Here is a 25,864-nt window from a genome sequence, read left to right on the forward strand (position 1 = left end):
TCTCATGGGGGCTTCCATGGCGGCATCGTCCGCGGCGACCGGTTCACTTCTCGGGCTGGCGCTCGGGGACGCGCTCGGCTTCCCGACCGAGTTCAAGGACGTACCGGCGATCGCCGCCGCGTACGGGCCGTGGCGGGAGCTGGGGCTGCCCACGCCGGCCCTGGTCACCGACGACACGCAGATGACGCTGGCGCTGGGGCGGGGGCTGCGCACGGCCCTGGAGCGCGGCGCGCTGACCGCCGGCACCCTGGAGGCGCCGGTCCGCCAGGAGTACGTGACCTGGTGGCGCTCGCCGGAGAACAACCGGGCACCGGGCGGGACTTGCCTGCGCGCCTGTGCACTGCTCGCCGACCCGCGCCTGCCCTGGGTCGACGCCAGCCAGATCGGCTCCAAGGGGTGCGGCGCCAACATGCGGGTGGCGCCCCTGGGGTTGGTGCCGGGGCGGACCGCGCAGCAGCGGTCCGGCGCGGCCCAGTTCCAGTCCGCGCTGACCCACGGGCACCCCACCGCGCTCGCCGCCAGCGACCTCACCGCGTACGCGGTCCGCGTCCTCGTCGACGGCGCGCGCCCCGCCGAACTGCCGGGCCTGCTAAGGGCGTACGCGCACGCCCAGCGCACCCTCTACCGCGAGGACTGGCTCGGTGACCTGTGGCGGCGCTCCCAGGCCCCCTCCCCGACGGCCTTCGCGGCCCGCGGCTGGGACGACTGCCTGGCCGTCCTGGACCGGCTGGACGCCGCGCTGGCCGCCCCGGACCGGGAGGCCGACCCGTGCCTGGCCACCGGTGCCGGCTGGATCGCCGAGGAGGCGCTGGCCACCGGCCTGCTGTGCTACCTGCTCTTCCCCGACGAGCCGAGCACCGCGCTGCGCCGTGCCGCCTGCACCTCCGGCGACTCCGACTCGATCGCCTGCCTCACCGGCGCCTTCGCGGGCGCCCGGCTCGGCGCCGACGCCTGGCCCCGCGACTGGACCGACCGCATCGAGTACCGCGGGGAACTCCTGGCCCTCGGGGCGGCTTGGGACGCCTGAGCGGTGCGGCTCCGTCCGCCGCGGCGGACGGAGCCGGTGCCGGACGTCGGATGCCCGGAGCTCCGGGCACGGTTGTCAGTGGCGCTGGTTACGCTGATCAGTGCGTACGCGGACGTGTGCGCGGATGCACGACGCAGGGGAGCTGAGGACGTGGCGGTACGGGCCGTGCGCGGGGCCGTCCAGCTGGAGCGGGACGACGCGGAGCACATGCGGGAGCGGGTCGGCGAGCTGCTCACCGCGATATTGGAGCGCAACGGGCTGGTGCCGGACGACCTGATCAGCGTGTGGTTCACCGCCACCCCCGATCTGCACAGCGACTTCCCGGCCGCCGCCGCCCGGGCCCTGGGGATCACGGACGTCCCGCTGATCTGCGCCCAGGAGTTGACGGTGGCCGGCGCCATGGAGCGGGTGGTGCGGGTGCTGGCGCACGTCGAGACCGGGCTGGCCAAGGCCGACCTCGCCCATGTCTACCTCGGCGCGGCCGCGGCCCTGAGGAAGGACATCGCCCAGTGAGAACCGCACTCGTCATCGGAACGGGCCTGATCGGCACCTCGGTCGCCCTCGCGCTCAGCGCCCGCGGCGTCCAGGTCCACCTGGAGGACCACGACCACGCCCAGGCCCTGACGGCCGCCGCGCTCGGCGCCGGCACCGCCGAGCCGCCCCCGGGCCCGGTCGACCTGGTCGTCGTGGCGGTGCCGCCGGCGCACGTCGCGGAGGGGCTCGCCGCGGCGATCCGGCGCGGCGCGGCCCGGGCGTACATCGACGTCGCCAGCGTCAAGGGCGGCCCGCGCCGCGAGCTGGAGGCCCTCGGCTGCGACCTGTCCGGCTACCTCGGCACGCACCCGATGGCCGGCAAGGAGCGCTCCGGCCCACTGGCCGCGACGGCCGACCTCTTCGAGGGCCGCCCCTGGGTGCTCACCCCGTCGCCCGGCGGCGACACCGAGGTGCTCAACCTCGCCCTGGAGCTGGTCGCGCTCTGCCGGGCCGTCCCGGTGGTGATGGACGCCGACGCCCACGACCGCGCCGTCGCCCTGGTGTCGCACACCCCGCAGTTGGTCTCCAGCCTCGTCGCGGCCCGGCTGAAGGGCGCCGACGAGACCGCCGTCCGCCTCTGCGGCCAGGGCATCCGCGATGTGACGCGGATCGCCGCCTCCGACCCGGCCATGTGGATCGACATCCTCTCCGCCAACCCCGGCCCGGTCGCCGACGTCCTCACCGCGGTCGCCGCCGATCTGGACGCCACGGTCCAGTCGCTGCGCGCCCTGGAGTCCGCCGACGACGTGCAGCGCGGCACCGGCGCCGGCGGCATCGAGGACGTCCTCCGCCGCGGCAACGCCGGCCGCGAGCGGGTCCCCGGCAAGCACGGCGCCGCCCCGGCCGCCTACGAGGTCGTCGCCGTCTACATCGGCGACCAGCCCGGCGAGCTGGCCCGGATCTTCGCCGACGCCGGCCGCGTCGGGGTCAACATCGAGGACGTCCGCATCGAGCACGCCACCGGTCAGCAGGCCGGCTTCATCCAGCTCATGGTCGAGCCGCAGGCCGTCCCGGTGCTGACCGCGGAGCTGCGGGAGCGGGGGTGGTCGATCCGTCAGTGACACCGTGGACGGCGCGCTGTGGCCGAGACAGTAACCTTGTCCGAGGCCCTAGGTCCCGTTGCCGAACTCCCACCCGCCGGTCGTAGCCGGTCCGCCCCGTGTGCGGACGGCGGGAGCGCGACGACGAGACCCGGCGCCCTGGACCACGCCCCGTGTATCAAGAAAGGTGTTCGTCACCGTGGAAACCGCCGATCGGACCGCCCAGGCTGCAGTGATTGTCGCCATCGACGGCCCCGCAGGCACGGGCAAGTCCAGCACGTCCAAGGCCGTCGCCGGAAAGCTGGGCCTGGGTTACCTCGACACCGGCGCGCAGTACCGCGCGATCACCTGGTGGATGCTGACCAACGGCATCGACGTCAACGACCCGGTCGCGGTGGCCGACGCCTGCGCCAAGCCCGTGATCGTCTCCGGCACGGACCCGGCGGCGCCGACCATCACCGTCGACGGCACGGACGCCGCCGGCCCGATCCGCAGCGCGGAGGTCACCGCCGCGGTCAGCGCGGTCAGCGCGGTCCCCGAGGTGCGCACCGCGATCACCGAGCTCCAGCGCTCCATCGCCGGCGGGGCGCCGCACGGCATCGTCGTCGAGGGCCGGGACATCGGCATAACGGTCCTGCCCGACGCCGACCTCAAGATCTTCCTCACCGCCTCCCCGGAGGCGCGGGCGGCCCGTCGCAACGGCGAGATCAAGGCCCAGGGCCCGCAGCTCGCGTCCGACCTGGCCGCCACCCGTGAGGCGCTGATCAAGCGGGACGCCGCGGACTCCTCCCGCAAGACCTCGCCGCTGGCCAAGGCCGACGACGCCGTCGAGGTCGACACCACCGACCTGACGCTGGATCAGGTCATCGAATGCGTGGTCACCCTCATCGAGGGCGTCCGCGCCGAGAAGGCGGGGCGAGACATCCGGTGACCGACGGCGGCAAGACGCCGAGCCCCCGCGGGGCCGCGATCGGCCGGCGGATCGGCATCGGGCTGATGTACGGCCTGTGGAAGCCGCGGGTGCTGGGCGCCTGGCGGGTGCCGGCCAGCGGCCCGGTGATCCTCGCCGTCAACCACTCCCACGGCGTCGACGGCCCGATGGTGATGGGCACCGCGCCGCGACCGGTGCACTTCCTGATCAAGAAGGAAGCCTTCGTGGGCCCGTTGGACCCGTTCCTGCGGGGCATCGGGCAGTTGAAGGTCGATCGCCAGAGCGCCGACCGCAAGGCGATCACCGATGCGCTCGGGGTGCTGGCCGCCGGCGGCGTGCTGGGCATCTTCCCCGAAGGCACCCGCGGCGAGGGCGACTTCGCGTCGCTGCGCGCCGGGCTCGCGTACTTCGCGGTGCGCTCCGGCGCCCCCGTCGTCCCGGTGGCGGTGCTCGGCAGCACCGACCGCCCCAGCCGGCTCACCCCGGCCGTGCCGCGGCTGCGCGGCCGCGTCGACGTCGTCTTCGGCGACGCCTTCGACGCGGGTGACGGCAGCGGGCGGCGCACCCGTAAGGCGCTGGACGAGGCGACCGTACGGATCCAGGAGCGGCTGACCGCCCACCTGGCACAGGCCCGGCGCCTTACCGGGCGCTGACCCACACTTGAGCAGTGGGCCCTTTCGCGAGCGGCCCACCGACCACATGGATGAACGAGGAACGGACTTCATGAACGAGCAGATCCCCACCGGCGACGAGCACGGTGCGCTTGGCGACGCCGAGTACGCGGAGTTCATGGAGCTCGCCGCGGAAGAGGGCTTCGACCTGGAGGACGTCGAGGGCGACATCGCCGCGGCCGGCCACGGCCCGCTGCCGGTCCTCGCCGTCGTCGGCCGCCCCAACGTCGGCAAGTCGACGCTGGTGAACCGCATCATCGGCCGCCGCGAGGCGGTCGTCGAGGACCGGCCGGGCGTCACCCGCGACCGGGTCACCTACGAGGCCCACTGGAACGGCCGCCGCTTCAAGGTCGTCGACACCGGCGGCTGGGAGCAGGACGTGCTCGGCATCGACGCGTCCGTGGCGATGCAGGCCGAGTTCGCCATCGAGGCCGCCGACGCGGTGGTCTTCGTGGTGGACGCCAAGGTCGGCGCCACCGACACCGACGAGGCCGTGGTCAAGCTGCTGCGCCGCGCCGGCAAGCCGGTCGTCCTGGTCGCCAACAAGGTCGACGGCCTGTCCGGCGAGGCCGACGCGGCCATGCTGTGGTCGCTGGGCCTCGGCGAGCCCCACCCGGTCTCCGCGCTGCACGGCCGCGGCACCGGCGACATGCTCGACGCCGCGCTGGACGCGCTCCCCGAGGCGCCCGCGCAGACCTTCGGCGCCGCCGTCGGCGGCCCCCGCCGGATCGCGCTGATCGGCCGCCCGAACGTCGGCAAGTCGTCGCTGCTCAACAAGGTCGCCGGCGAGGAGCGGGTGGTGGTCAACGAGATGGCCGGCACCACCCGCGACCCGGTCGACGAGCTGATCGAACTGGGCGGCAAGACCTGGAAGTTCGTGGACACCGCCGGCATCCGCCGCCGGGTGCACCTCCAGGAGGGCGCCGACTACTACGCCTCGCTGCGCACCGCGGCGGCCGTGGAGAAGGCCGAGGTCGCGGTCGTCCTGGTCGACTCCTCGGAGTCCATCAGCGTGCAGGACCAGCGGATCATCACGATGGCCGTCGAGGCCGGTCGGGCCCTGGTCATCGCCTACAACAAGTGGGACACCCTCGACGAGGAGCGCCGCTTCTACCTGGAGCGGGAGATCGAGCGGGACCTCGTCCAGGTGCCGTGGGCGATGCGGGTCAACGTCTCCGCGCGCACCGGCCGTCACATGGACAAGCTGGTCCCGGCGATCGAGACCGCGCTGTCCGGTTGGGAGACCCGGATCCCCACCGGGCGGCTGAACGCCTTCCTCGGCGAGATCGTGGCCTCCCACCCGCACCCCATCCGCGGCGGCAAGCAGCCCCGGATCCTCTTCGGCACCCAGGCCGGCACCAAGCCGCCGCGCTTCGTGCTCTTCGCCTCGGGCTTCCTGGAGGCCGGCTACCGCCGCTTCGTCGAGCGGCGGCTGCGCGAGGAGTTCGGCTTCGAGGGCACGCCGATCCACATCTCGGTGCGGGTGCGCGAGAAGCGCGGCACCAACAAGGGCAAGAAGAAGTAAGCGGGCGCGCGGCGGCCGCGGTGCGGCCCGGCGGCGTCAGTGACCGCCGGGCGGCCGCGGCGCCTCCCGGGGCCCCGGCGGCAGCGCCGCCGGAAGCTGGCCCCGGGGCCGGAACGGCTGCCGGCCCACCACCTCCCACTGCCCCGGCGACGCCGCCGTAGGGCGCCAGTTCCCGCCGCGCAGCGACTCCGGTACCTCGGGCTCGTCCGTGCGGTCCCCGGGCAGCGCCCGGAAGGAGCGGCGGTACTCGGCGTACAGCTCGTCGTAGATCGGCGTGCTCCCACCGCGGTCCGCGCGGAGCGGCCCCCCGTGGTCGCGGGCCGGGCGCATGCCGGGGATGGGGTGGGGGTACGGGGCGCGAGGGGCGGGGTCATATGCGTGCACGTAGGTGCCAACGACCCCGCTGCCGGCGGGATGCGGCTTTCGGGGGGAAATGGCTGATCGCGGGTGCAATCCCGCCACACCGGGCGGTCCTGCTCCCGCGATCGGACGCCGGAGCGTCAGGTTCCGGCCAGCGGCATCGACCCGGCGACCAACAGGCCCTTGGCGGCGGCCTGTTCCAGCGCCTGACGCATCAGGTCCTCGCGCGGCTGGTGGCCGATGGTGCCGGAGGGCGCGGCGTACATGAGCACGGTCCGCTCCTTGTTGGCCGCGGTGCGCCAGCCGTCCGAGACGGCCAGCGGCTGGTGGGCCTGCCACCAGGCGGACTGGGTGCCGTTGGTGCCCGGCTGGAGCACGGCGTGCAGCTTGCCCATGGCCAGCAGCGCGGACCAACCCTCCAGCGGTGCGGGGCGCTCGTTCACGTCCCGCACGGGGGCGAAGCCGTGCTCCAGGAGCAGCGGCAGGAAGTCGTCGTTCTGACTGGTCGAACCGGGGCGGGCGATCGGGCCGTTGGGCTCGACGACGAGGGCGGGGTGCAGCTCTTCCTTGACCAGCACCAGACCGCAGGTGATGCCGAGGGTGGCCTGACGGTCGCTGGTGGGGATCGGGGCGGCCGGGGCCCCCGGGGCGGGCGCGGCGTCCGAGCCGGTGATGGAGCGCACGGCCCCGCGGAGCTGCTCCTCGGCTACGGGGACGACCTGCGAGGGGATGCAGGTGGCATGGGCGAACGCGAGCACCGCGGTCTCCTCGCCGACGAACAGGACGGTGCTGGTCCGCTCCTGCTCACTGTTGCCGGGCGTCCGGCAGGAGGTGCAGTCGTAGCTGCCGGGGGCGTCTTCCCCGGCCAGCAGCCGGTCGGCTTCTGCGTCGCCGATCTCGGCGCGAACGTCGTCGCTGACGTCGAGCATGCGCGGCACGGGTGGCTCCTCGATCTTCATGAGCGGCTGCCGGGTGGTCTCCCGGCTCGTACAAGGACAACGGGCGACCTCCTGCAGAGTCACGCGCGGGCGCGAACAGAATCGAACCACGCGTCGCACGGCGGAGATTCGGTGAGAAGTCGTCATTGGGCCGGTCACACACCGCCAATTTCTACGCAGAACACGGCGCAGGTGGCCGCGTTTTGTACACCGGACGGGGTGCGGTCGGACCCCGCGAGGGCGCGGCGCGCGGGGGCCCGGCGGACCGCTGCCTACCGTCACCGGCTATGTCGGACAACTCTTCGGCGCCGTGGCGCCGCGTGGAATCCGTCGGGTTGCTCGTCGCGGCGGCCGCAGCCCTGCTCCTGTGCCTGCCCGGCGGCGCGGCCGCCGACGGGGCACCGGGCGGTGACGACGACGGTGGGGACGGCGGCCGGTCGTCGTACGCCTGCGCCGACGACCAGTGGCCCTGGGGCTGCCTCGCCGAGTGCGAGAGCAGCGGCGACTGGCACATCAACACCGGCAACAGCTATTACGGGGGCCTGCAGTTCTGGCAGCCCACCTGGGAGGCGTACGGCGGCCTCAAGTACGCCCGGCGCGCCGATCTCGCCACCCGGGACGAGCAGATCGAGATCGCCAAGCGGGTCCAGGCCGACCAGGGTTGGGGCGCCTGGCCCACATGTGCCCGGCGTTACGGCCTGCTCGGCGACCGCGTCTACGCCGTCCAGCACGGTGACACTCTCTCCGGGATCGCGCGCCGCCACCACGTCAAGGGCGGCTGGCACGGGCTCTACGAGGTCAACCGGCACGCCGTCGGGGAGTACCCGGACGTCCTGGCGATCGGCACCCGGCTGAAGCTGCGCTGACCTGCGCGCCGGCGCCGCCCCCGCGAGAGTTCCCGCACCGCCATACCGATGCCCTAACTATTTCGGCACGACTTGGCCAATACCCCCAACCTCGAAGGTCACTTCGCAGTCTTACCCTTCAACAGCCGGACACCGGACGCCCGTAGGGCTACCGTCCGGGAAGCGGGGGACCAGGACGAGCGAGGGACCAGGGGATACGGGGACGGATGCACATCTCATTCCTGATTCACCACGCCTACGGCAGCGGGGAGACGGTGCGGGCGACCTTCAGCCTGGCGGACGCGCTCGCCGAACGGCACGACGTCGAGATCGTCTCCGTCCTGCGGCACCGCGACGCCCCGGCACTCGACCTCGGCCCCAAGGTGGCGCTCCGGCACCTGGTGGACCTCCGGGAGCACGGCCGGTCCGGCGACCGGATGGCGCCGGCGCACGCCCGGCCTGCCAAGGTGTTCCCGACCGCCGAGCCCGCCTCCCGCCAGTACAGCGAGCTCACCGACCAGCGGATCGCCCAGTACCTGCGGCGGACCGAGGCCGACGTGGTGGTCGGCACCCGGCCCGGCCTGACCGTGCACGTCGCCCGGCAGACCCGCCGGGGGCCGCTCCGGGTCGGTCAGGAACCGCTCTGTCTGGCCGCGCACAGCCGGGAGTTGCGGCTGGCGCTGCGCGGCGCCTATCCGCGGCTGGACGGGCTGGTCACCGCCACCGAGGCGGACGCCCGGGCCCATCTGCGCCGTCTGCGACTGCCCGGGGTGACCGTCAGTGCGGTGCCCCGCGCGGTCCCCGCGCCGCGGCTGGCGCCGGCCGACGGCACCGGCCGGTGGGTGATGGCCGCCGGCCGGCTCACCCGCACCAAGCGCTTCGACGTGCTCGTCCGGGCGTTCGCCGCGGTGGTCGCCAGGCGCCCGGACTGGCGGCTGCGGATCTACGGCGGCGGGCCGGAGAAGCCCGCGCTGCGCGCCCTGATCGACGAACTCGGCCTCTACAACCACGTCTTCCTCATGGGCCCGGCCGGCCCGTTGGAGAGCGAGTGGGCCAAGGGCGCGCTCGCCGTGGACTCCTCCGGCCGGGAACCGCTCGGGACGGCGCTGGCCGAGGCGATGCGCTGCGGGCTGCCGGCCATCGCCACCGACTGCCCCTACGGGCCGGGCGAGATCGTCGCGGACGGGACCACCGGCCGGGTGGTGCCGGTCGGGCACCCCGCCGCGCTGGCCGCCGCGCTGCTGGAGCTGATCGGTGACGACGCCGCCCGGACGCGGATGGGCGCCGCCGCGCTCGCCTCCTCGGCCCGCTTCGACCCGGCGGAGGTCGCCGAGCGGCACGCCGCGCTCTTCGCCGAGCTGATCGCCCGGCGCCGCGGCAGCGGGCTGCGCGGCTCGCTGCACCGCGCCCGGGGGACCCTCATCGGGGGCGCCTACGCCACCAAGTACGCCGCCGCGCACGCGGCCCGCGCCGCGGTGAGAGGGGTGCGGACGGCATGAACTCCCCGACGCAGTCACCCGTGACCGGGCCCGGAGCGGCGAAGCGCCCGCGGCGTACCGCGGCGACGGGAGGAGGGGCGCCGGTGCCCGTGGACCTGAAGGCCGACTGCATCGCGGACTCCGCGGGCGGCCTCACCTTCGACCTGAACGTCCCGCAGGACACCGGGACTTCCTGGAGCGCTGCCCTGGTGCTGCGGCTGCGCGCGGCCGACCCCGGCACCGTCGCGACCACGGCCGACGACGAGGTGCGGCTGCCGCTCGGGCCGAACGGGCCCGGCCGGCTGCGCGCCGTGCTGCCCAGCACCGTCGCGCTGGCCGAGGGCCGTTGGCACGCCTACGCCGACCTCGGCGACGGCGCCGATCCGCGCCGGCTGCTGCCCGGCGTCAACGACCTGCGGTCCCTGGTGGACCGCCGCCCGCTGGCCGGCATCGGCCGGCTCGGCGTGCGCATCCCCTACGCCACCAAGCTGGGCAACCTCGCGCTGCGCAGTTGGCTGCGCGGGCCGCACGCGGAGGCCGGCGACATCCTGGTCGCCCCCGAGGGCATCACCGTCATCGGCCGCCTGTACGGGGCGAGTCCGGCGACCGGCGCCCAGGCCGAGGCCCGGCCCCGCCACCCCGGACGGGCCCCGGTCGTCGCCGTCCCGTTGGCCGAGGAGGGACCGCTCTTCCGCTTCACCCTCCCGTACGGGGAGTTGGTCGCCCACTGGCGGCACGGCAGCGAGCCCTGGGACCTGTGGCTGCGCCCCGCCGAGGGCGCCCCGCCGGTCCGGATCGCCCGCCTCCTGGACGACGTCCCGGAGAAGGAGCAGGTGTTCAGCTACCCGACGCGCCCGGTGCCGGCACCGGGCGGCGAGCTCCGGATCGGCCCGTACTACACGCTCGACAACGACCTGGCCGTACGGGTCACCGGCCCGAACGAGCCGGACCAGGCCCCTGTCCGACCCTGATCCGCCGGACCGGACCTGGGGCGGGCCCGCGGCACGGGAGCCGGGCCAAGTGGCGTGGGGAATCAGGGAGTTGGCCCGGCGCGCGGGGGTGACGGTCCGGACCGCGCGGCACTACCCGGACGCCGGGCTGTCGCCGGAGGCCGGCCGCGGCGCCGGCGGGCACCGTCGTTACGGGGCGGACGCCGTGGCCCGGCGGCACCGGATCCGGGACCTGCGCGCCGTCGGGATGCCGCCGTCCGCACCGGCCTGGCCGCGTCCCTACGGGCCGGCGACGACCCGCGCCTCCGGGCGTGGTGGCGGCACGTCGCCGAGGTGACCGACGCGACCGCCCCCGAGGGGAGCCGCCCGCGAACGGGTGCCTGAGCGGACGCCCGAGTGGGCGACGGAACGGCGCGCGGGCCGGGCGGCGTTGGCCGCTGGCGAGGGCCCCGGAGGACCCGGCGGCTCGGGGACCCCGCGGGCCCCCGGGGCCGGAAGGCGGGCGGGAGTTGGCCGGAGGTTGGCCGAGTGCTCTCGGGTGATGTGCACGAAATGTGTGTGGAATGTGTCTCGTTGGTCAATTCGAGGGCGGCCGGAAAAGGGCGTCGGGTAAGGGGAATCCCGGGGCGTTGCACGATTAATTCCGGTGGGCTGCCCGGCGTTGTCCGATACGCCGGCACACCCTTCCGTTGCCGATCAAGGGGGAATTCCGGCCGCTTTGTTTTGTGCCCGTTCGCGGTGCTGTACGGCGGGTAACGGGAAGCGTTGCCCAGTCAATCGGAGGGGCGTTCGCCGTGACAGAAGCGTGACCAATGGCCGGGCCGGAAGTCGTGACGGGACGCGGGGGCGGGCCTTCCGCCCACCTCCGCTGGCGCCTACGGTGGCTGGCATGGCACCCGAACCGAACCTTCCCGGCGAGACCCCCGATGTGCAGGACGACCCCGAGGCGTACGTCGGCCTCGACCGAGAGGCCGCCGAGGAGTTGGCCCGGGCCCGGGGTTGGTCCACCGTCCGGGCGGTCCAGCCGGGCGCGATGCTGACCATGGAGTACCTCGTCGGCCGGATCAACTTCGAGGTCAAGGACGGGGCGGTGGCGCGCGCCTGGCGGGGCTGACGGCCCGTCGGCGTGGCTCCCGTGGCCGGGCCGGCAGCAACACGACGAAGGCCCCGGCAGCTCCTGGACGGAGCGGCCGGGGCCTCGGTGCGGGCGGGCGGGGTGCGTACCGGGTCCGCGCCGCGGGGGTCAGGCGCCGTTGCGGGGGCGGCCGGGGGCCGGGCCGAACGGGGTGGTGCCGCGCGGGAAGCGGTCCGCGTGCGGCGGCCGGCGGGATCCGGTCGGGGTGACCGGGCTGCGCTCGGCGCGGGAGGTGTGCGGGCGCGGCGGGTGGTGCGGCCAGCCCTCGGGGGCGTGGGTGGCGCGGCTCCCGGTGGTCGCACCGACCGCCTCGCGCACCAGGACCTCGCCGTCCGCGGCGGCCCGCTGCCGGGAGACCTCGGGCGCCAGCGCGCCGGCCGGCAGCGGGCCGCGCAGCGAGTCCGGGCGCAGCCGCAGCCACAGCCGGAGCAGGATGCCCATCAGCCGGTCCTCGACCCAGGTGACGCCGGGCTCCAGCCACGGCATCGCCAGCAGCACCAGCAGGCCCGCGGCCCAGCCCAGCATGACGTCGCTGACCCAGTGCGTGCCGAGGTAGACGGTGGTCATGCCGACACCCAGCGCGCCCAGCGCGGCGATCACCGACAGGATGCGGCGGCGCAGCGAGGTGGTGGCCAGGTAGGCCAGCACGCCCCAGGTGACCACGGCGTTGGCCGTGTGGCCGGAGGGGAATATGTCGCCGCCGAGCCACATCTCGTTGGAGCCGACCACCGTCGCGTAGTGCGGGCCGAGGCGGCCCATCCCCAGCTTGGCGGCGCCGACGGTGATGTTCAGCAGCAGCAGCGAGGCGCCGAGCACCAGCAGCGGGTGGAGGTTGCGCTGCCGCCAGCAGCGCCAGCCCAGCCACGCCGCCACCGCCAGTGCCGTCGGGCCGCGCTGCCCCAGCACGACGAAGTAGTCGAGGAAGGCGTGGAACTCCGGCCACTGCTTGTACGGCCGGAAGAACATCAACTGCCAGTCGATGGTGACCAGGGAGGTGTTGGCGAGCACCCCCGCGACGATCGCCGCATACACCGCCAGCGTGCCCCAGAGCAGCCACAGGCGGGTCCGGGTCATGCGCGGCGGTTTGATGCGATCGGTCGGGAGGTGCTCCTCCATCTGGTCGAGCTTGTCATCGGTACGCACTCAAACGACGTTACCGCGTGTGATGTATGCACTTGGTCAAACCGTGCGCTTTGTAATGACGATGTGATGTGGAATGGGTCTCAATCCGGGCTGGCTTCCCGGGATTTCGAAGAGAATTACCCGGCTATCTGATTCCCTTCCAGTCAGCCGGGTGTCGCTCGCATAGGTGCTTATCTGTTTTTCGGCGGCGGAGTTTATCCGCCATTCGCACGGGTGTCGCGGCGTGTTTTCTTCGGGCCGGCGATTACGGAGCGGGATCTTCCGGTCACGGCGGGCCCGAGCCGTTGAGCCAGAAGGCGCCGTAGAGCGCGGAGCCGACCGCCACGACGCCGATGACCAGCCACGACCGCACGGGACGCCACCGGGCCAGGCCGGTCGCGAGCGGCAGCAGCAGCGGGAAGGCCGGCATCATCAGCCGCGGCTTCGACCCGAAGTAGCCCTTGGCGGTGAGCGCGATCAGCAGTACCAGCCCGCCGTAGACCGCCAACGGCAGCGGTTGGCCCTTCCGCACCCCGTGCACGTACAACCAGATCACCAGGGCCACGCCGATCAGCAGGCCGAGGCCGGCGGCGAACGCGGGTCCGGTCAACTGGTGCCAGACGAAGGTGCCGAAGGCGATGCCGCCGTCGAAGCCGTTGTGCCAGCCGGCCTGGACGTCCAGGTAGCCGGCGAGCGAGCCCTGTCGGGCGGCGACCCACAGGACGTAGCCGCACCAGCCGAAGGGGGCCAGCGCGACGCCGAGCAGCATCCGTCGGTGCCGGCCGCGGAGCAGGGCGCGCCATCGGGTCCCGCCGGCCCGCTCGTTGGCGACCGTCACCGCCGCGGTGATCCACACGGCGGCGACCACCGCGGCGCCGATCGGCCGGGTCAGTCCGGCCAGCGACGCCAGCACGCCCGCCCACACCCAGCGCCCGGTGAGCACGCAGTAGACGCCCCAGGCCGCGAGCGCGGTGAACAGCGACTCCGAGTACGCCATCGACTGGACGATCCCGACCGGCAGCGCGGCCCACAGTGCGGCCAGCAGCACTCCGGCCCGGGGTCCGTGCAGCCGTTCCCCGGTGGCGTACAGCGCCCAGGCCGCGGCCAGCGACGACAGCCAGGCCACCGTCATCCCGGCGTTCGCCGCGGAGAGCGGGGTGAGCGCCGAGACGCCCCGCTCCAGCCAGGGCAGCAACGGGAAGAACGCCAGGTTGGAGTGGACGTCGCCGTTGGCGAGATGGACGGTGTAGCCGTAGCCCTGCTCGGCGACCCGGGTGTACCAGAGGGAGTCCCAGCGGGCGGTCAGCAGGGTGTGCCAGCTCTTGCCGTTCGCCGCCGACCAGACCATCAGCACGGCCAGGCCCAGCAGCCGGATCGCCGCGAAGGCCGCGAGGCCGGGGACGGCGCGGCGCAGCGCGGCACGGACGGCGGGCGGGCACAGGGTCCGGCCGGGTGCGGCGGTGGAGGCGAGATCGTTCATCCGGACGATTATCCAGGTGGCGCCGGGCCCACCCGATGGGGTCGGTCCGGGGCAACGTCGGGGCTGCGATGAGCGTCTCACCGTGAGGTGGGCCACGCGTGCCGTGGAGGGACTCGCGTAGTCTGACGTCTCAACTCGCCCGTGCCGCCGGTTCCGCCGGCGCGTCGTCGCGCCCTGGACCGCGGCCGCGAGCGCAGCACGGCGAGCGCATGACAGGAGGTACTGGATGTCAGGGACGACCGCGTCCGGCAGGGGGCGGGCGGGTGCTGTTCCCCGGCACACAGGTGGTGGCGCGAACCGCTGGACCGTGTTGACCGTGCTCTGCGTCAGTCTGCTCTTCGTCGCGCTGGACACCACCATCCTCTATGTGGCGGTGCCGTCCGTCACCGAGGACCTGCGGCCAGGACCGGTCGAGCTGCTGTGGATCGTCGACGTCTATCCGTTGATGGCGGCCTCGCTGCTGATCCTCTTCGGCACGCTCGGCGACCGCGTCGGCCGTCGCCGCATCCTGCTGCTCGGTTACGGGCTCTTCGCCGCGGCCTCGGCCGTCGCCGCGCTCGCGCCCAATCCGCAGATCCTGATGGCGGCCCGGGCGCTGCTCGGCATCGGCGGCGCCATGATCATGCCGGCGACGCTGTCGATCCTGCGGCAGGTCTTCCCCGACCGGCGGGAGCGGGCGGTCGCGATCGGGGTGTGGAGCGCGGTGGCCGCGGTCGGCGCCGCGGTCGGCCCGGTGCTCGGCGGTTTCCTGGTCGAGAACTTCTGGTGGGGCTCGGTCTTCCTGATCAACATCCCGATGATGGCGGCGATGTTCCTGATAGGGCGTTGGCTGCTGCCGGAGTCCCGGGGCGAGCGCAACGGGCCCTGGGACCTGATCGGCGCGGTGGTCGCGGCGCTCGGCGTGGTGGGCATGGTCTTCGGGGTGAAGCGACTGGGCAGCGGTGCCCCGGTGTTCGGGGTGACGACGCTGCTGCCGATCCTGCTCGGCGTCGCGCTGCTGGTGGTCTTCGTCCGTCGGCAGCACCGCCGAGCGCACCCGCTGATCGACATGCGGCTCTTCGCCCGCCCGGCGTTCGGCACCTCCATCGGCTGCATCGTGCTGGCCATGCTGGCCCTCGTCGGCTTGCAGTTGATCGCCGTCCAGTACCTCCAACTCGTGCTGGGGCTGAGCCCGCTGGCGACCGGGCTGCGGATGCTGCCGCTGGTGTTCTCCGCGATGGCCGCCGGCCTCACCGGCTCCAAACTGCTCCAGGCGCTCGGCCCGCGGGTGATGGTCGCGGGCGGCTTCACGCTGACCGCGACCGCGGTGCTGACGCTGACCGCGATGGGCAGTCAGGACCGCTTCTGGCAGCTCTCGCTCGGCTTCGTGCTGCTCGGATTCGGCTTCCAGGCCACGCTGTTCGGGGCGTACGAGTCGATGCTGAGCGAGGCCCCGGCCGCGCAGTCGGGCGGTGCGGCGGCCCTCGGCGAGACCGCCTACCAACTCGGCGCCGGAATCGGCGTGGCGCTGCTCGGCAGCGTGATGAACGCCGCCTACGCGCCGGGGCTGCACCACGTCTCCGGGGTCTCCGAGGCGGCCTCCCGATCGGCCGCGCACTCGCTCGGCGAGGCGTACAAGGTCGCCGGCGGGCTGGGGGAGCAGGCCAAGGCGGCGCTCCGGGTGGCCGCCCGCGACTCCTTCGTCCACGGCCTGCGGGTCACCCTCGTCGCCAGCGCGGTGCTGCTGTTGGTCGGCGCCGGGATCGCGCTGCGACTGCCGCGCCGGGCCGCGGAGTCCACGGACCGGACCGCCGAGGAGGGCGCCATGGTGGTGCCCGGGGAGTGCCCGGCGTCCGCCGGGTGCGAGGGGGCGCGGGCCCCCGCGGGCACCGGCCGTTGAGCGGTGGGGCCGGTCCGATCCGTCGGGCCGGCCCCGCGTCGTTTTCCGGACCGGCGCCGCGGCGGTGACCCTTGCCCGCGCGGTGTCGGGGACCGTACCGTCGGAGCCGCGTAACTACCACTGCTAGTTTTTCGCGCGAGCGCTGAACCCGCCGGAGGCCGCCATGTCCGCAACGCCGTCCCAGCTTCCGCCGTTCAACCCCGACGACCCCCTGGGCCTGGACGACCTGCTCACCGACGAGGACCGCGCGGTCCGCGCCACCGTCCGCCAGTGGGCCGCCGACCGGGTCCTGCCGCACATCGCCGACTGGTACGAGCGCGGCGAACTCCCCGCCATCCGCGAACTCGCCCGCGAGCTGGGCGGGATCGGCGCCCTGGGGATGTCCCTGACCGGCTACGGCTGCGCCGGCGCCTCGCACGTCCAGTACGGGCTGGCCTGCCTGGAGTTGGAGGCCGCCGACTCCGGCATCCGCTCGCTGGTCTCCGTCCAGGGGTCGCTCGCCATGTACGCGATCTGGCGGTTCGGCTCGGAGGAGCTCAAGCGGCAGTGGCTGCCGCGGATGGCCGCCGGCGAGGTCATCGGCTGCTTCGGGCTGACCGAGCCGGACCACGGCTCCGACCCGGCGGGCATGCGCACCCACGCCAAGCGCGACGGCACCGACTGGGTGTTGACCGGGCGCAAGATGTGGATCACCAACGGGTCGGTGGCCGGCGTCGCGGTGGTCTGGGCCCGGACCGAAGACGGCATCCGCGGCTTCGTCGTCCCCACCGACAGCCCCGGCTTCGCCGCACCCGAGATCAAGCACAAGTGGTCGCTGCGCGCCTCGGTCACCAGCGAACTGGTCCTGGACGAGGTGCGGCTGCCCGCCGAGGCGGTGTTGCCGGACGCCAAGGGGCTGGGCGCGCCGCTGCGGTGCCTGGGCGAGGCCCGCTACGGGATCGTCTGGGGCGCGATGGGGGCCGCCCGCGCCTGCTTCGAGGCGGCGCTCGACTACGCGCGCACCCGCGAGCAGTTCGGCCGGCCCATCGGCGGCTTCCAGCTCACCCAGGCCAAACTGGCCGACATGGCGCTGGAGCTCCACAAGGGGGTGCTGCTCGCGCACCACTTGGGGCGGCGGTTCGACGCCCGGGTGCTGCGGCCGGAGCAGATCAGCTTCGGCAAGCTCAACAACGTCCGCGAGGCGATCGAGATCTGTCGCACCGCGCGGACGATCCTCGGCGCCAACGGGATCTCGCTGGAGTACCCCGTCATGCGGCACGCCACCAACCTGGAGTCGGTGCTCACCTACGAGGGCACCGCGGAGATGCACCAACTGGTGCTGGGCAAGGCCCTGACCGGACTCGACGCCTTCCGGTGAGGGGCGCGACCCCGCGCCGACCGCCGCGCCGGTCGGGCCCGTCGGGCCCCGCCGGGGCGGGCGGCCGGGGCCGGCTCAACTCTGGTTGAAGAAGCCGCCGTTGCGGTGGGCGCGGGCCTCGCCCGTGACCACCTTGTAGTCGGCGGGGGTCAGCAGGAAGACCCGGGTGGCGACCCGCTCGATGGAGCCGCGCAGACCGAAGGTCAGGCCGGCCGCGAAGTCCACCACCCGCTTGGCGTCGGCCGACTCCATGGCCGTGAGGTTGACGATCACCGGCACGCCGTCCCGGAAGAGTTCGCCGATGCCGCGGGCGTCCCGGAACGAGGCCGGGGAGATCGTGGCGATGCGGGTGCCCTGGTCCTGAGCGGCCTCGTCGGCGACCCGGACCCGGGGGTCGGTCACCCAGGGGCTGCCGCCCGAGTCGGCGGACTCGGGTCCCTCGGCGTAGTCATCGTCGTAGTAGCGCTCGTCATCGTTGTCGTCGACGAGGCCAAGCCAGGCGCTCGCCTTGCGTACCGATCCCATTGACGCCTCCTCTCACCCGCGGCGTGTGCGTTCCGTTCGCCCTATCGTCGTCCATGAGGGCGAGGGTGTGCCAAGCGGATAGCCGCCGCACGGGGGGTTCGTGACATATCTGGTGCAAAGAGGGTGGTGCGCCGTCAGGCCGCGTGCCCTGGCGGTGAACTGACAGTACGAAGGGCATCACGGTAGGTGCACCGGCGCGGTGATGTCGACAAGTTGACGCGAAAGACTGGATTCGACTTGTGAGTACGTTCGCCATGGGGACCAGGACATATGTCCGCGGTCTTGGCGGCGGCGCGCCGGATGGCCCGGTCATCGGGTGACCGACCTCTTGGAGCGTCGTTGACGCGGGAGCGGAAATCGTCACCTCCCCTCCACGGACTCTCCGAGGGTTCAGCACGTGACCACACCGGCCGGGGTGGAGCGCCTGCCGCGCCGCCGCGGGGCGGGCGCTGGCGAAGAAGGTCAGGGGTGGCCCGTTGACCGGCGGTCCGTCTCGCGGGGCGGACGGACGCGGGGTCCCGATCTCCGGCCGGAGATCGGGACCCCGCGTCCCTTTGCGCGGCGGCGCGGGGCGCCGCCCACCCGGATCAGTGCTTCTCCGGCGGGCTGATCCGGGAGGTCGTCAGGGCCGAGGGGGTGGTGCCCCACTTCGCCAGGATGCGGGCGTAAGTGCCGTCCGCCATCAGACGGTTGACCGCGGCCTGGAAGGCGGGCGCGAGCGCGGTGCCCTTCTTGAAGGCGAAGCCGACGTCCAGGCGCTTGAACTCGTTGAGGAAGCGCAGGCCCGGCTGCTGTTTGACGGCGTAGCGGAGCCCGTTGATGGTGCTCATCACCACGTCGCTGCGGCCCTGTTGGAGCGAGAGCCACAGGGCGCCCTGCTCGGCGTAGGTCTTGACGTCGTAGGGGCGCTTGCCGGCCTCGGCGCACTTCGGCCTGTTCTGTTCGAGCGTCGTCTCGAAGGTGGTGCCGGCGCCGGTGGCCACGGTCAGTCCGCAGAGCTGGGTCAGCGAGGTGACCTTCGCGAGCGGGCTGTCCCCGCGGACCGCGAAGCCCTGGCCGTCGTTGACGTAGGTGACGAAGTCGAGGGTCTTGCGGCGGTCGTCGGTGACGCCGAAGTTGCCGGTGCCCACGTCGTACTTGCCGCTGTCCAGCGCCGGCAGGATCGCCTCGAAGCTGGCCACCTCCCGGGTGAGCTTGAGGCCGAGGACCTTGCCGACCGCGTTCGCCACGTCGATGTCCTGGCCGACCACCGTCGTGCCGTCGGGCAGGTAGGTCGAGCTGGGCGGGGCGCCGACGCTGGCGGCCAGGGCGAGGGTGCCGCGGGCGCGGACGGCGGCGGGCAGCAGCGCGGCGGCCGCCGGGTCCCTGCGCTCGCCGGAGACCACGTCCGCAGTGGGCACCGCGTCGTGCGCGGCGGCCGGTCCGGCGTCCCGGGCACCGGTGACCGCCCGGCCGTAGGCGCAGCCGGTGACCGTCAGGGCCGCGGTGACCAGGAGCGCGGCGGTGCGCAGCGCGGCGGCGGGGAGGCGGGTGGGGGTCATGGGCGCGGGATCTCCAGATGTTTCTCGAACGGCAGCGGGCCGATCGACTCCGGGTCGGCGGTCAGGTCGAACAACGGGCGGTAACGCGCCGCGAGATAGAGGTTCTTGGCCTCGGGCTGGCGGGGGCCGGTGGTGAGGTAGAGCCGGGTGTAGCCGCGGCCGGCGGCGTCCTCCTCCAGGGCGGTCAGAACGCGTCGGGCCAGGCCGCGGCGGCGGTGCGCGGAGTGCGTCCAGATGCGCTTGAGCTCGGCGGTGGTCGCGTCGTAGCGGCGGTAGGCGCCGCCGGCGACCGGGGCGCCGTCCTCCAGGAGCAGCAGGAACGCGCCGCCGGGCGGGCCGAACTCCTCCGGCGGGTACTCCCGGTCCAGGTCCACGGGGTGGCCGTAGCGGGTGCTGTATTCGTGGGTCAGCTCGGCCAGCAGCGGGCGGGCGAGCGGGTCGGTGACGGTGGTGTGACGGATCGTCAGGTGGGCCGCGTGGAGCGGCCGGGGCGCGGCGGTCATCGGGGGCGTCTCCGTGGCCAGTGGCGGCGCTCGACGGGGCGGGCGCGCGGGATGCAGGTAGGAGAGGACGAGGGTAGGGCGAGGGGAGGGGGCGCCGGACGGCGGCGCGGTGTGTGAAGCGGTGCGAAGGCGCGCGGCGAGGGAGAGGGAGAGACCGCGAAGGGGCCCGGCCGATCGGCAACGGGCCGCGGGGGCAGGGGGTCAGCTCAACAGGAGGACGACCACACGCGACCGAAGTCGATGTGGTCGCGGGTGACCAGCCGCTGCCATGGATGCATGGGGCTAAGTGGAACAGGCATCCGTTTCCGCGTCAACCGTGACGTGATCCATCGCTCACAGTCCGAGACGGTCCGCCCAACGCCCTTGACAACCCGCGGTGTTCACCCCATAGCCTCAAGTGCCGGTCGTGCTGAGGGGCGCGGCCCGCATTTTCCCGTGTGAAGTCTCTTCCCGTGTGAAGGCGCTCGACTCCCGTGCTCGATCGATGCGTCCACGGAGCCTTCGCATGCCTTCCGACACCCTCGACGCCCCCGCCGTGTCCGCGGCGCCGCCGGGCGAACCGTCCCCCGCCGCCCCGCGCATCGTGCCGCGCCGCCGTACCGGGCAGTGGACGGCCGCCGCCGTGCTGCTCGCCCTGCTGGCGCTGGCCCTCTTCTCCGTCGCCCGCAACCCCGCCTTCCAGTGGGACGTGGTCGCCGACTACTTCCTGACCTCCGCCGTGCTGCGCGGCCTGGGGCTGACGCTCTGGCTGACCGTCGTGGTGATGGTGCTGGGCTTCGCCCTCGGCACCCTGCTCGCGGCGGGGCGGCTGTCCGCCAACCCCGTGCTGCGCGGCGTCGGTTGGGGCTACGTCTGGCTGTTCCGGTCGACGCCGATCCTGGTGCAGTTGCTGTTCTGGTTCAACGTCGGGGCGCTCTACCCGGTCGTCCTCGGCGTCAAGACCGTCGACCTGCTCTCGCCGGTCGCCGTCGCGGTCATCGGGCTCACCCTGCACGAGGCCGCCTACGCCGCGGAGGTGGTCCGCGGCGGCATCCTCTCCGTCGACCGGGGGCAGTGGGAGGCCGCGCAGGCGCTGGGGCTGGGCGCCTGGCGGCGGCTGCGCCGGATCGTGCTGCCGCAGGCGATGCGGTCGATCGTGCCACCGGCCGGGAACATGCTGATCGGCACCCTCAAGGGCACCTCCATCGTCAGCGTGATCGCCGTCAACGACCTGCTGTACTCGACCCAGTTGGTATACCACCGCACCTACCAGGTCATCCCGCTGCTGCTGGTGGCGACCCTCTGGTACGTCCTGGTCACCTCGGTCCTCAACGCCGGCCAGTTCTACGTCGAGCGGCACTACGCCCGCGGAACGGCCGGTGCCCGATGAGCGCGACCGCACCGGGCCGGGACCGGCCGTCCGTGGTGATCGTCGGCGCCGGGCCGCGGGGCACCGGGGTGCTGGAGCGGATCGCCGCCAACGCCCCCGAGCTGTACGGCGACGCGCCCCTCGACGTGCACCTGGTCGATCCGCATCCGCCCGGCGGCGGCCGGATCTGGCGCCGGGAGCAGTCCCCGCTGCTGTGGATGAACTCCATGGCCGAGGACGTCACCATGTTCACCGACGAGACCGTGGAGCTGGCCGGGCCGGTGCGGCCGGGGCCCTCGCTCGCGCAGTGGTCCCGCGCGGTACGGGACGGTGAGATCGCCGCCCCGCCGGACCTCGCCGACGACCTGGCGGCGCTCGGCCCGCGGGACTTCGCCGGCCGGCGGCTGCAGAGCGGCTACCTCCGCTGGGTCTACGAGGAGGCGGTGGCCGCGCTGCCGCCCCGGGTCACGGTGCACGAGCACCGGCGGGCCGCGCTGCGCGTCACCGGCCCCCGCGACGGGCGTCAACACGTGTGGCTGGCCGGCCGGCCCGCCCCGCTCCTCGCCGACCTGGTGGTGCTCACCCTGGGCCACCTGGAGGCCCAACCGACGGACGAAGAGAGGAAGTTGACGAACTTCGCGGACCGGCACGGACTGGTGTACCTGCCGCCGGCCTTCACCGCCGACAGCGACCTCGACGCGCTGCGGCCCGGCGAGCCGGTGCTGGTGCGCGGCTTCGGGCTGGCCTTCGTCGACCTGATGGTGCTGCTGACCGAGGGGCGCGGCGGGACGTACACCACCGGCGCCGACGGGGAGTTGACCTACCATCCCTCGGGGCGTGAGCCGGTGCTGCACGTCGGGTCCCGGCGGGGCGTCCCCTACCACTCCAAGATCGGCTACGGGCCGTCCGGCGACCTGCCGCCGCTGCCGCGGTTCTTCGGCCCGGCCGAGGTCGATGCGCTGCTCGCCCGCCCCGGCGGGTTCGACTTCCAGCGGGACGTCTGGCCGCTGATCGACAAGGAGTTGGGGTTCGCCCACTACCACCGGCTGTTCACCGCGCACGCCGAGCGCACCCTGATGGCCTGGCCGGACTTCGAGGAGAAGTACGCCGTCGCCGAGCCCGGCAGCGCCGCCCTCCAGGCCCTGGTCTCGGCCGCCGTCCCCGACCCGGCCGACCGGCTGGACCTGGCCGCGCTGGACCGCCCGTTGGACGGCATCCGCCACCCCGACGGCGACGCCCTCCAGGCCGGGCTGCGCGCCCACATCGAGGCCGACTTGGCGCGCCGCCACGACCCCGTACACAGTCCCGACCTGGCCGTCTTCCTGGCCCTGCTCTCCGTCTACGGCCAGTTGCCGAAGCTGGGCGACCACGGGCCCTGGTGGCACGGCTTCTTCAGCTTCCTCGCCTCCGGGCCGCCCGGCCCCCGGCTGCGGCAACTGCTGGCGCTCTCCCGGGCCGGCGTGGTGCGCTTCCTCGGCGCCGACCTCGCCGTCACCGCCGACGAGGACCGCGGGGTGTTCCGCGCCGGGTCCGCCACCGTGCCGGGCCACTGGACGCGGGCCCGCGCGCTGGTCGAGGCGCGGCTGCCGGAGCCGACCGTGGCCGGCACCCGGGACGGGCTGCTGCGCGCGCTGGGCACCGACGGCGCCCGGTCAACGGCCGGCGGGCTGCTGGCCGTTGACCCCGTGGACGGCCGGGTGCTGGACCGGTCCGGCCGCCCGCACCCCCGCCGCTTCGCGCTCGGCCCGCACACCGACGCCCGCGCCGGCGGGGCGTTCACCCGCCCCCGCACCAACGCGCCCGCCTTCCGGCAGAACGACGCGAGCGCGCGGGCCCTGCTCACCTTCCTCCGCGACCGCACCGCCCCACCGGTCCCGGTCCCCGCATCCACCCCCAGGACTGCCGATGCCGCTGACCAGTGAACCCGCCGTCACCGAGGCCGCCCCGGCCGGCGAACCGGTACCGCAGCGCGCCGGGCCACCGGGCCCGGACGACCCGACGGCCCTGAAGGTCGTCCCGGTCCGCCACCCCTGGCGCTGGGTGGGGGTGGCGGTGACCGCCGTGCTGCTCGCCCAGTTCGCGCACGGCCTGATCACCAACCCGGCCTGGCAGTGGGGGGTGTTCGCCCGGTTCTTCGCGAGCGAGACGGTCCTGAGGGCGGTCTGGGTCACCCTCCAACTGACCGTCTACGGCACCGCCCTCGGCTTCGCCCTCGGTCTGGTGCTGGCGCTGATGCGGCTGTCGGCCAGCCCGTTCCTGCGCTGGGTGGCGTTCGGCTACATCTGGGCCTTCCGCTCCATCCCGCTCATCGTCCAACTGCTGTTCTGGTTCAACCTCGCCTACCTCTACAAGCGGCTGGACTTCGGCATCCCGTTCGGCCCGGGCCTCTTCCACCTCGACACCATGGGGCTGGTCGGCGCGATGGGCGCGGCGGTGCTCGGCCTCGCCCTGCACCAGGCCGCGTACGCCGCCGAGATCGTCCGGGCCGGCGTTTCGTCCGTGGACGGCGGCCAGTTGGAGGCGGCCGCCGCGCTCGGCATCCCGCGGCTGCGCCGCCTGCGCCGGATCGTGCTGCCGCAGGCGATGCGCTCGATCCTGCCGAACGCCAGCAACGAGGTGATCTCCCTCTTCAAGGGCACCTCGATCGTCTCCGTGATGGCGATCGGCGAACTCTTCTACCAGGTCCAGGTCATCTACGGACGGAACGGCCAGGTGGTGCCCCTGCTGATGGTCGCCACCGCCTGGTACATCCTCCTCACCACCGTGCTCTCCGTCCTCCAGCACTACGTCGAACGCCACTACGCCAAGGGGGCCGCGCGATGAGCGCCATGGTCGAAGTCCGGTCCGTGCACAAGAGCTTCGGGTCCACCGAGGTGTTGCGCGGCATCGACCTCACGGTCGCGGCCGGGGAGGTGACGGTGGTGCTCGGGCCGTCCGGTTCGGGCAAGTCCACCCTGCTGCGCACCATCAACCACCTGGAGAAGGTCGACAGCGGCTGGATCAGCGTGGACGGGGCGCTGGTGGGATACCGGAGGGAAGCGAAACCCGCGGCCCGAAGGGCCACCGGCAAGGGCGGTGGTGGGCGACGGGTGGGCGAGAAGCTGTACGAGCTGCGCGAGCGGGAGATCCTCAAGCAGCGCACCGGCATCGGCTTCGTCTTCCAGAACTTCAACCTCTTCCCGCACCTGACGGTGCTGGAGAACCTCGTCGAGGCCCCGATCGCGGTGCAGCGCCGCCCGCGCAAGGAGGCCGAGGCCGCCGCCGGCCAACTGCTGGCCCGGGTCGGGCTGGTGGAGAAGGCCCACGCCTACCCCAAGCAGCTCTCCGGCGGCCAGCAGCAGCGGGTCGCCATCGCCCGGGCACTGGCCCTCGAACCCAAGCTGTTGCTCTTCGACGAGCCGACCTCGGCCCTCGACCCCGAGCTGGTCGGCGAAGTCCTGGACGTCATCCGGGACTTGGCGCACCAGGGCACCACCATGGTCGTCGTCACCCATGAGATGGGCTTCGCCCGGGAGGTCGCCGACACCGTCGTCTTCATGGACGACGGGCGGATCGTCGAGCAGGGTCCGCCCGGCCAGGTGCTCGACCGCCCGCGCCACGAGCGCACCCGGGCCTTCCTCTCCAAGGTCCTGTGACCGTGACCGCCGCGCCCGCCGTCCCCGCAGCACCCTCCGTACCGCTCCGAAGGAGACCTCCCGTGATCCGCCGCACGCTCGCCGCCGTCCTCGCCCTCGCCGCCGGTTCCGCCCTGCTCACCGCCTGCGGCGCCGGCGACGCGGCGGACGCGGCGGTCGGCACCGCGGGCGGCGGCCCGAAGCTCAACATCGGCCCCGACCAGCACCGCGTCCGCGGCACCAAGGACCCCAAGAGCGCCGCGCTGGTGCCCGCCCGGGTCCGGGGCACCGGCGAACTGCGGATCGGCGTGGACGCCGGCGGCATCCCCCCGCTCAGCTTCTACGCCACCGACGACAAGACCCTGATCGGCGTCGAGGAGGACCTCGCCACGCTGGTCGCCGACACCCTCGGCCTGACCCCCCGCTTCGAGCCGCTGTCCTGGGAGAACCTCTTCGTCGGCCTGGACAGCGGCAAGTTGGACGCGGTCCTCAGCAACGTCACGGTCACCGAGGAGCGCAAGGACAAGTACGACTTCGCCACCTACCGGCTGGACCAGTTGGCCATGGAGACGAAGAAGGGCAGCGGGTGGCGCGTTCGCGGCGCCGCGGACGTGGCGGGGAAGTCGATCGCGGTCAGCTCCGGCACCAATCAGGAGAAGATCCTCCTCGACTGGAGCAGGGCGGACGAGAAGGCCGGCCGCAAGCCGGTGGACATCAAGTACTTCCAGAAGGCCACCGACGTCTACCTCGCGCTCCAATCGGGCCGGATCGACGGCTACTTCGGCCCCAACCCGACCGCCGCGTACCACGTCGCCACCGCCGGCCAGACCGAGATCGCCGGCACCTTCTCCGGCGGCGGCGCCCACCTCAAGGGCGAGATCGCCGCCACCACCCACAAGGGCAGCGGCCTGGCCGCGGCGTACGCCGCGGCCCTGAACAAGGTCATCGACGACGGCCGTTACGCCAAGGTCCTGGCCCGCTGGGGACTGTCCGGCGAGGCCGTGCCGCACTCCCGGATCAACCCGCCCGGCCTGCCCCGGACCACCAACTGACCCTTCGGA

At 73.6% G+C, this 25,864-nt stretch carries 25 protein-coding genes; 18 read left to right on the forward strand and 7 right to left on the reverse strand.

What is annotated here, in order from left to right:
- The first annotated feature begins 16 nt into the window (after positions 1 to 16).
- The 6 genes from PV796_RS29385 (at position 17) to der (ending at position 5,728) form a co-directional block, all read left to right on the forward strand.
- On the forward strand, positions 17 to 1,027 hold the full coding sequence (locus PV796_RS29385; protein WP_274916474.1) for an ADP-ribosylglycohydrolase family protein: 1,011 nt from the start codon (positions 17 to 19) through the stop codon (positions 1,025 to 1,027).
- 150 nt (positions 1,028 to 1,177) lie between these two features.
- Positions 1,178 to 1,540: a chorismate mutase gene (gene aroH / locus PV796_RS29390; protein WP_274916475.1), complete on the forward strand. Its 363-nt coding sequence runs from the start codon at positions 1,178 to 1,180 to the stop codon at positions 1,538 to 1,540.
- The gene (locus tag PV796_RS29395; protein WP_274916477.1) at positions 1,537 to 2,622 is read left to right on the forward strand and encodes a prephenate dehydrogenase; all 1,086 of its coding nucleotides are present in this window, start codon (positions 1,537 to 1,539) and stop codon (positions 2,620 to 2,622) included. Before aroH ends, PV796_RS29395 begins: the two co-directional genes overlap by 4 nt.
- A gap of 166 nt (positions 2,623 to 2,788) precedes the next feature.
- Complete coding sequence (gene cmk / locus PV796_RS29400) at positions 2,789 to 3,532, forward strand: (d)CMP kinase (RefSeq protein WP_274916478.1); 744 nt, start codon at positions 2,789 to 2,791, stop codon at positions 3,530 to 3,532.
- Positions 3,529 to 4,185: a lysophospholipid acyltransferase family protein gene (locus PV796_RS29405; protein WP_274916480.1), complete on the forward strand. Its 657-nt coding sequence runs from the start codon at positions 3,529 to 3,531 to the stop codon at positions 4,183 to 4,185. The genes cmk and PV796_RS29405 overlap by 4 nt, the downstream gene beginning before the upstream one ends.
- Positions 4,186 to 4,255: 70 nt before the next feature.
- On the forward strand, positions 4,256 to 5,728 hold the full coding sequence (der, locus tag PV796_RS29410; RefSeq protein ID WP_274916481.1) for a ribosome biogenesis GTPase Der: 1,473 nt from the start codon (positions 4,256 to 4,258) through the stop codon (positions 5,726 to 5,728).
- Positions 5,729 to 5,764: 36 nt separating this feature from the next.
- Here der and PV796_RS29415 read toward each other — a convergent pair whose 3' ends face one another.
- The gene (locus PV796_RS29415) at positions 5,765 to 6,058 is read right to left on the reverse strand and encodes a hypothetical protein (protein WP_274916483.1); all 294 of its coding nucleotides are present in this window, start codon (positions 6,056 to 6,058) and stop codon (positions 5,765 to 5,767) included.
- Between the two features lie 170 nt (positions 6,059 to 6,228).
- Positions 6,229 to 7,026: a hypothetical protein gene (locus tag PV796_RS29420; RefSeq protein ID WP_274916484.1), complete on the reverse strand. Its 798-nt coding sequence runs from the start codon at positions 7,024 to 7,026 to the stop codon at positions 6,229 to 6,231.
- A gap of 287 nt (positions 7,027 to 7,313) precedes the next feature.
- Between PV796_RS29420 and PV796_RS29425 the strand changes: the two genes are divergently transcribed.
- The 5 genes from PV796_RS29425 (at position 7,314) to PV796_RS29445 (ending at position 11,413) form a co-directional block, all read left to right on the forward strand.
- Positions 7,314 to 7,892 (forward strand): LysM peptidoglycan-binding domain-containing protein, encoded by a 579-nt coding sequence (locus PV796_RS29425; RefSeq protein ID WP_274916485.1) that lies wholly within the window; start codon positions 7,314 to 7,316, stop codon positions 7,890 to 7,892.
- Between the two features lie 206 nt (positions 7,893 to 8,098).
- Positions 8,099 to 9,370, forward strand: coding sequence for a glycosyltransferase (locus PV796_RS29430; RefSeq protein ID WP_274916486.1), 1,272 nt, complete (start codon positions 8,099 to 8,101; stop codon positions 9,368 to 9,370).
- A gap of 83 nt (positions 9,371 to 9,453) precedes the next feature.
- Complete coding sequence (locus PV796_RS29435) at positions 9,454 to 10,320, forward strand: hypothetical protein (protein WP_274916487.1); 867 nt, start codon at positions 9,454 to 9,456, stop codon at positions 10,318 to 10,320.
- A 49-nt stretch (positions 10,321 to 10,369) separates the two neighbouring features.
- Positions 10,370 to 10,636, forward strand: coding sequence for a helix-turn-helix domain-containing protein (locus PV796_RS29440; RefSeq protein WP_342456932.1), 267 nt, complete (start codon positions 10,370 to 10,372; stop codon positions 10,634 to 10,636).
- A gap of 552 nt (positions 10,637 to 11,188) precedes the next feature.
- Positions 11,189 to 11,413 carry an I78 family peptidase inhibitor gene (locus PV796_RS29445; RefSeq protein ID WP_274916488.1) on the forward strand — a complete coding sequence of 75 codons (225 nt, stop codon included), beginning with the start codon at positions 11,189 to 11,191 and terminating at the stop codon, positions 11,411 to 11,413.
- Between the two features lie 129 nt (positions 11,414 to 11,542).
- Here PV796_RS29445 and PV796_RS29450 read toward each other — a convergent pair whose 3' ends face one another.
- Both PV796_RS29450 and PV796_RS29455 read right to left on the reverse strand, forming a co-directional pair.
- Positions 11,543 to 12,577, reverse strand: a complete 1,035-nt coding sequence (locus tag PV796_RS29450; RefSeq protein ID WP_274916489.1) for a phosphatase PAP2 family protein — start codon at positions 12,575 to 12,577, stop codon at positions 11,543 to 11,545.
- Between the two features lie 265 nt (positions 12,578 to 12,842).
- The gene (locus PV796_RS29455; RefSeq protein WP_274916490.1) at positions 12,843 to 14,036 is read right to left on the reverse strand and encodes a mannosyltransferase family protein; all 1,194 of its coding nucleotides are present in this window, start codon (positions 14,034 to 14,036) and stop codon (positions 12,843 to 12,845) included.
- Positions 14,037 to 14,262: 226 nt separating this feature from the next.
- On the opposite strand from PV796_RS29455, the gene PV796_RS29460 reads away from it, so the two are divergent.
- Both PV796_RS29460 and PV796_RS29465 read left to right on the forward strand, forming a co-directional pair.
- Positions 14,263 to 15,915, forward strand: a complete 1,653-nt coding sequence (locus PV796_RS29460; protein WP_274916492.1) for an MFS transporter — start codon at positions 14,263 to 14,265, stop codon at positions 15,913 to 15,915.
- Positions 15,916 to 16,078: 163 nt separating this feature from the next.
- Positions 16,079 to 17,272: an acyl-CoA dehydrogenase family protein gene (locus PV796_RS29465; RefSeq protein ID WP_274916493.1), complete on the forward strand. Its 1,194-nt coding sequence runs from the start codon at positions 16,079 to 16,081 to the stop codon at positions 17,270 to 17,272.
- 75 nt (positions 17,273 to 17,347) lie between these two features.
- Here PV796_RS29465 and PV796_RS29470 read toward each other — a convergent pair whose 3' ends face one another.
- From PV796_RS29470 to PV796_RS29480, 3 genes are all read right to left on the reverse strand, one after another.
- Positions 17,348 to 17,797, reverse strand: a complete 450-nt coding sequence (locus PV796_RS29470; RefSeq protein WP_274916494.1) for a cell division protein SepF — start codon at positions 17,795 to 17,797, stop codon at positions 17,348 to 17,350.
- A gap of 587 nt (positions 17,798 to 18,384) precedes the next feature.
- Positions 18,385 to 19,338: an ABC transporter substrate-binding protein gene (locus PV796_RS29475; protein ID WP_274916496.1), complete on the reverse strand. Its 954-nt coding sequence runs from the start codon at positions 19,336 to 19,338 to the stop codon at positions 18,385 to 18,387.
- Entirely contained in the window at positions 19,335 to 19,841 is a 507-nt protein-coding gene (locus tag PV796_RS29480) for a GNAT family N-acetyltransferase (protein ID WP_274916497.1), read from the reverse strand. The genes PV796_RS29475 and PV796_RS29480 overlap by 4 nt, the downstream gene beginning before the upstream one ends.
- 505 nt (positions 19,842 to 20,346) lie before the next feature.
- Here PV796_RS29480 and PV796_RS29485 point away from each other — a divergent pair.
- The 5 genes from PV796_RS29485 to PV796_RS29505 all read left to right on the forward strand — a co-directional run bounded on the left by PV796_RS29485 (position 20,347) and on the right by PV796_RS29505 (position 25,855).
- Complete coding sequence (locus PV796_RS29485; protein WP_274916498.1) at positions 20,347 to 21,210, forward strand: amino acid ABC transporter permease; 864 nt, start codon at positions 20,347 to 20,349, stop codon at positions 21,208 to 21,210.
- Positions 21,207 to 23,111, forward strand: a complete 1,905-nt coding sequence (locus PV796_RS29490; RefSeq protein ID WP_274916500.1) for an FAD/NAD(P)-binding protein — start codon at positions 21,207 to 21,209, stop codon at positions 23,109 to 23,111. The genes PV796_RS29485 and PV796_RS29490 overlap by 4 nt, the downstream gene beginning before the upstream one ends.
- Positions 23,095 to 24,012 carry an amino acid ABC transporter permease gene (locus tag PV796_RS29495; protein ID WP_274916501.1) on the forward strand — a complete coding sequence of 306 codons (918 nt, stop codon included), beginning with the start codon at positions 23,095 to 23,097 and terminating at the stop codon, positions 24,010 to 24,012. The genes PV796_RS29490 and PV796_RS29495 overlap by 17 nt, the downstream gene beginning before the upstream one ends.
- Positions 24,009 to 24,824, forward strand: coding sequence for an amino acid ABC transporter ATP-binding protein (locus tag PV796_RS29500; RefSeq protein WP_274916503.1), 816 nt, complete (start codon positions 24,009 to 24,011; stop codon positions 24,822 to 24,824). The genes PV796_RS29495 and PV796_RS29500 overlap by 4 nt, the downstream gene beginning before the upstream one ends.
- Before the next feature lie 62 nt (positions 24,825 to 24,886).
- On the forward strand, positions 24,887 to 25,855 hold the full coding sequence (locus PV796_RS29505) for an ABC transporter substrate-binding protein (RefSeq protein WP_274916505.1): 969 nt from the start codon (positions 24,887 to 24,889) through the stop codon (positions 25,853 to 25,855).
- Positions 25,856 to 25,864: the final 9 nt, after the last annotated feature.

The sequence above is a fragment of the Streptomyces sp. WZ-12 genome (genome assembly GCF_028898845.1).
Taxonomy (GTDB): domain Bacteria; phylum Actinomycetota; class Actinomycetes; order Streptomycetales; family Streptomycetaceae; genus Streptomyces.

Bases quoted from the DNA above. Each gene is read 5' to 3' on its own strand.
- PV796_RS29385 (WP_274916474.1), top strand. From the start codon at position 17: ATGGCGGCATCGTCCGCGGCGACCGGTTCACTTCTCGGGCTGGCGCTC.
- der (WP_274916481.1), top strand. From the start codon at position 4,256: ATGAACGAGCAGATCCCCACCGGCGACGAGCACGGTGCGCTTGGCGAC.
- PV796_RS29415 (WP_274916483.1), bottom strand. From the start codon at position 6,058: ATGCGCCCGGCCCGCGACCACGGGGGGCCGCTCCGCGCGGACCGCGGT.
- PV796_RS29425 (WP_274916485.1), top strand. From the start codon at position 7,314: ATGTCGGACAACTCTTCGGCGCCGTGGCGCCGCGTGGAATCCGTCGGG.
- PV796_RS29430 (WP_274916486.1), top strand. From the start codon at position 8,099: ATGCACATCTCATTCCTGATTCACCACGCCTACGGCAGCGGGGAGACG.
- PV796_RS29445 (WP_274916488.1), top strand. From the start codon at position 11,189: ATGGCACCCGAACCGAACCTTCCCGGCGAGACCCCCGATGTGCAGGAC.
- PV796_RS29455 (WP_274916490.1), bottom strand. From the start codon at position 14,036: ATGAACGATCTCGCCTCCACCGCCGCACCCGGCCGGACCCTGTGCCCG.
- PV796_RS29460 (WP_274916492.1), top strand. From the start codon at position 14,263: ATGTCAGGGACGACCGCGTCCGGCAGGGGGCGGGCGGGTGCTGTTCCC.
- PV796_RS29465 (WP_274916493.1), top strand. From the start codon at position 16,079: ATGTCCGCAACGCCGTCCCAGCTTCCGCCGTTCAACCCCGACGACCCC.
- PV796_RS29470 (WP_274916494.1), bottom strand. From the start codon at position 17,797: ATGGGATCGGTACGCAAGGCGAGCGCCTGGCTTGGCCTCGTCGACGAC.
- PV796_RS29475 (WP_274916496.1), bottom strand. From the start codon at position 19,338: ATGACCCCCACCCGCCTCCCCGCCGCCGCGCTGCGCACCGCCGCGCTC.
- PV796_RS29480 (WP_274916497.1), bottom strand. From the start codon at position 19,841: ATGACCGCCGCGCCCCGGCCGCTCCACGCGGCCCACCTGACGATCCGT.
- PV796_RS29485 (WP_274916498.1), top strand. From the start codon at position 20,347: ATGCCTTCCGACACCCTCGACGCCCCCGCCGTGTCCGCGGCGCCGCCG.
- PV796_RS29490 (WP_274916500.1), top strand. From the start codon at position 21,207: ATGAGCGCGACCGCACCGGGCCGGGACCGGCCGTCCGTGGTGATCGTC.
- PV796_RS29495 (WP_274916501.1), top strand. From the start codon at position 23,095: ATGCCGCTGACCAGTGAACCCGCCGTCACCGAGGCCGCCCCGGCCGGC.
- PV796_RS29500 (WP_274916503.1), top strand. From the start codon at position 24,009: ATGAGCGCCATGGTCGAAGTCCGGTCCGTGCACAAGAGCTTCGGGTCC.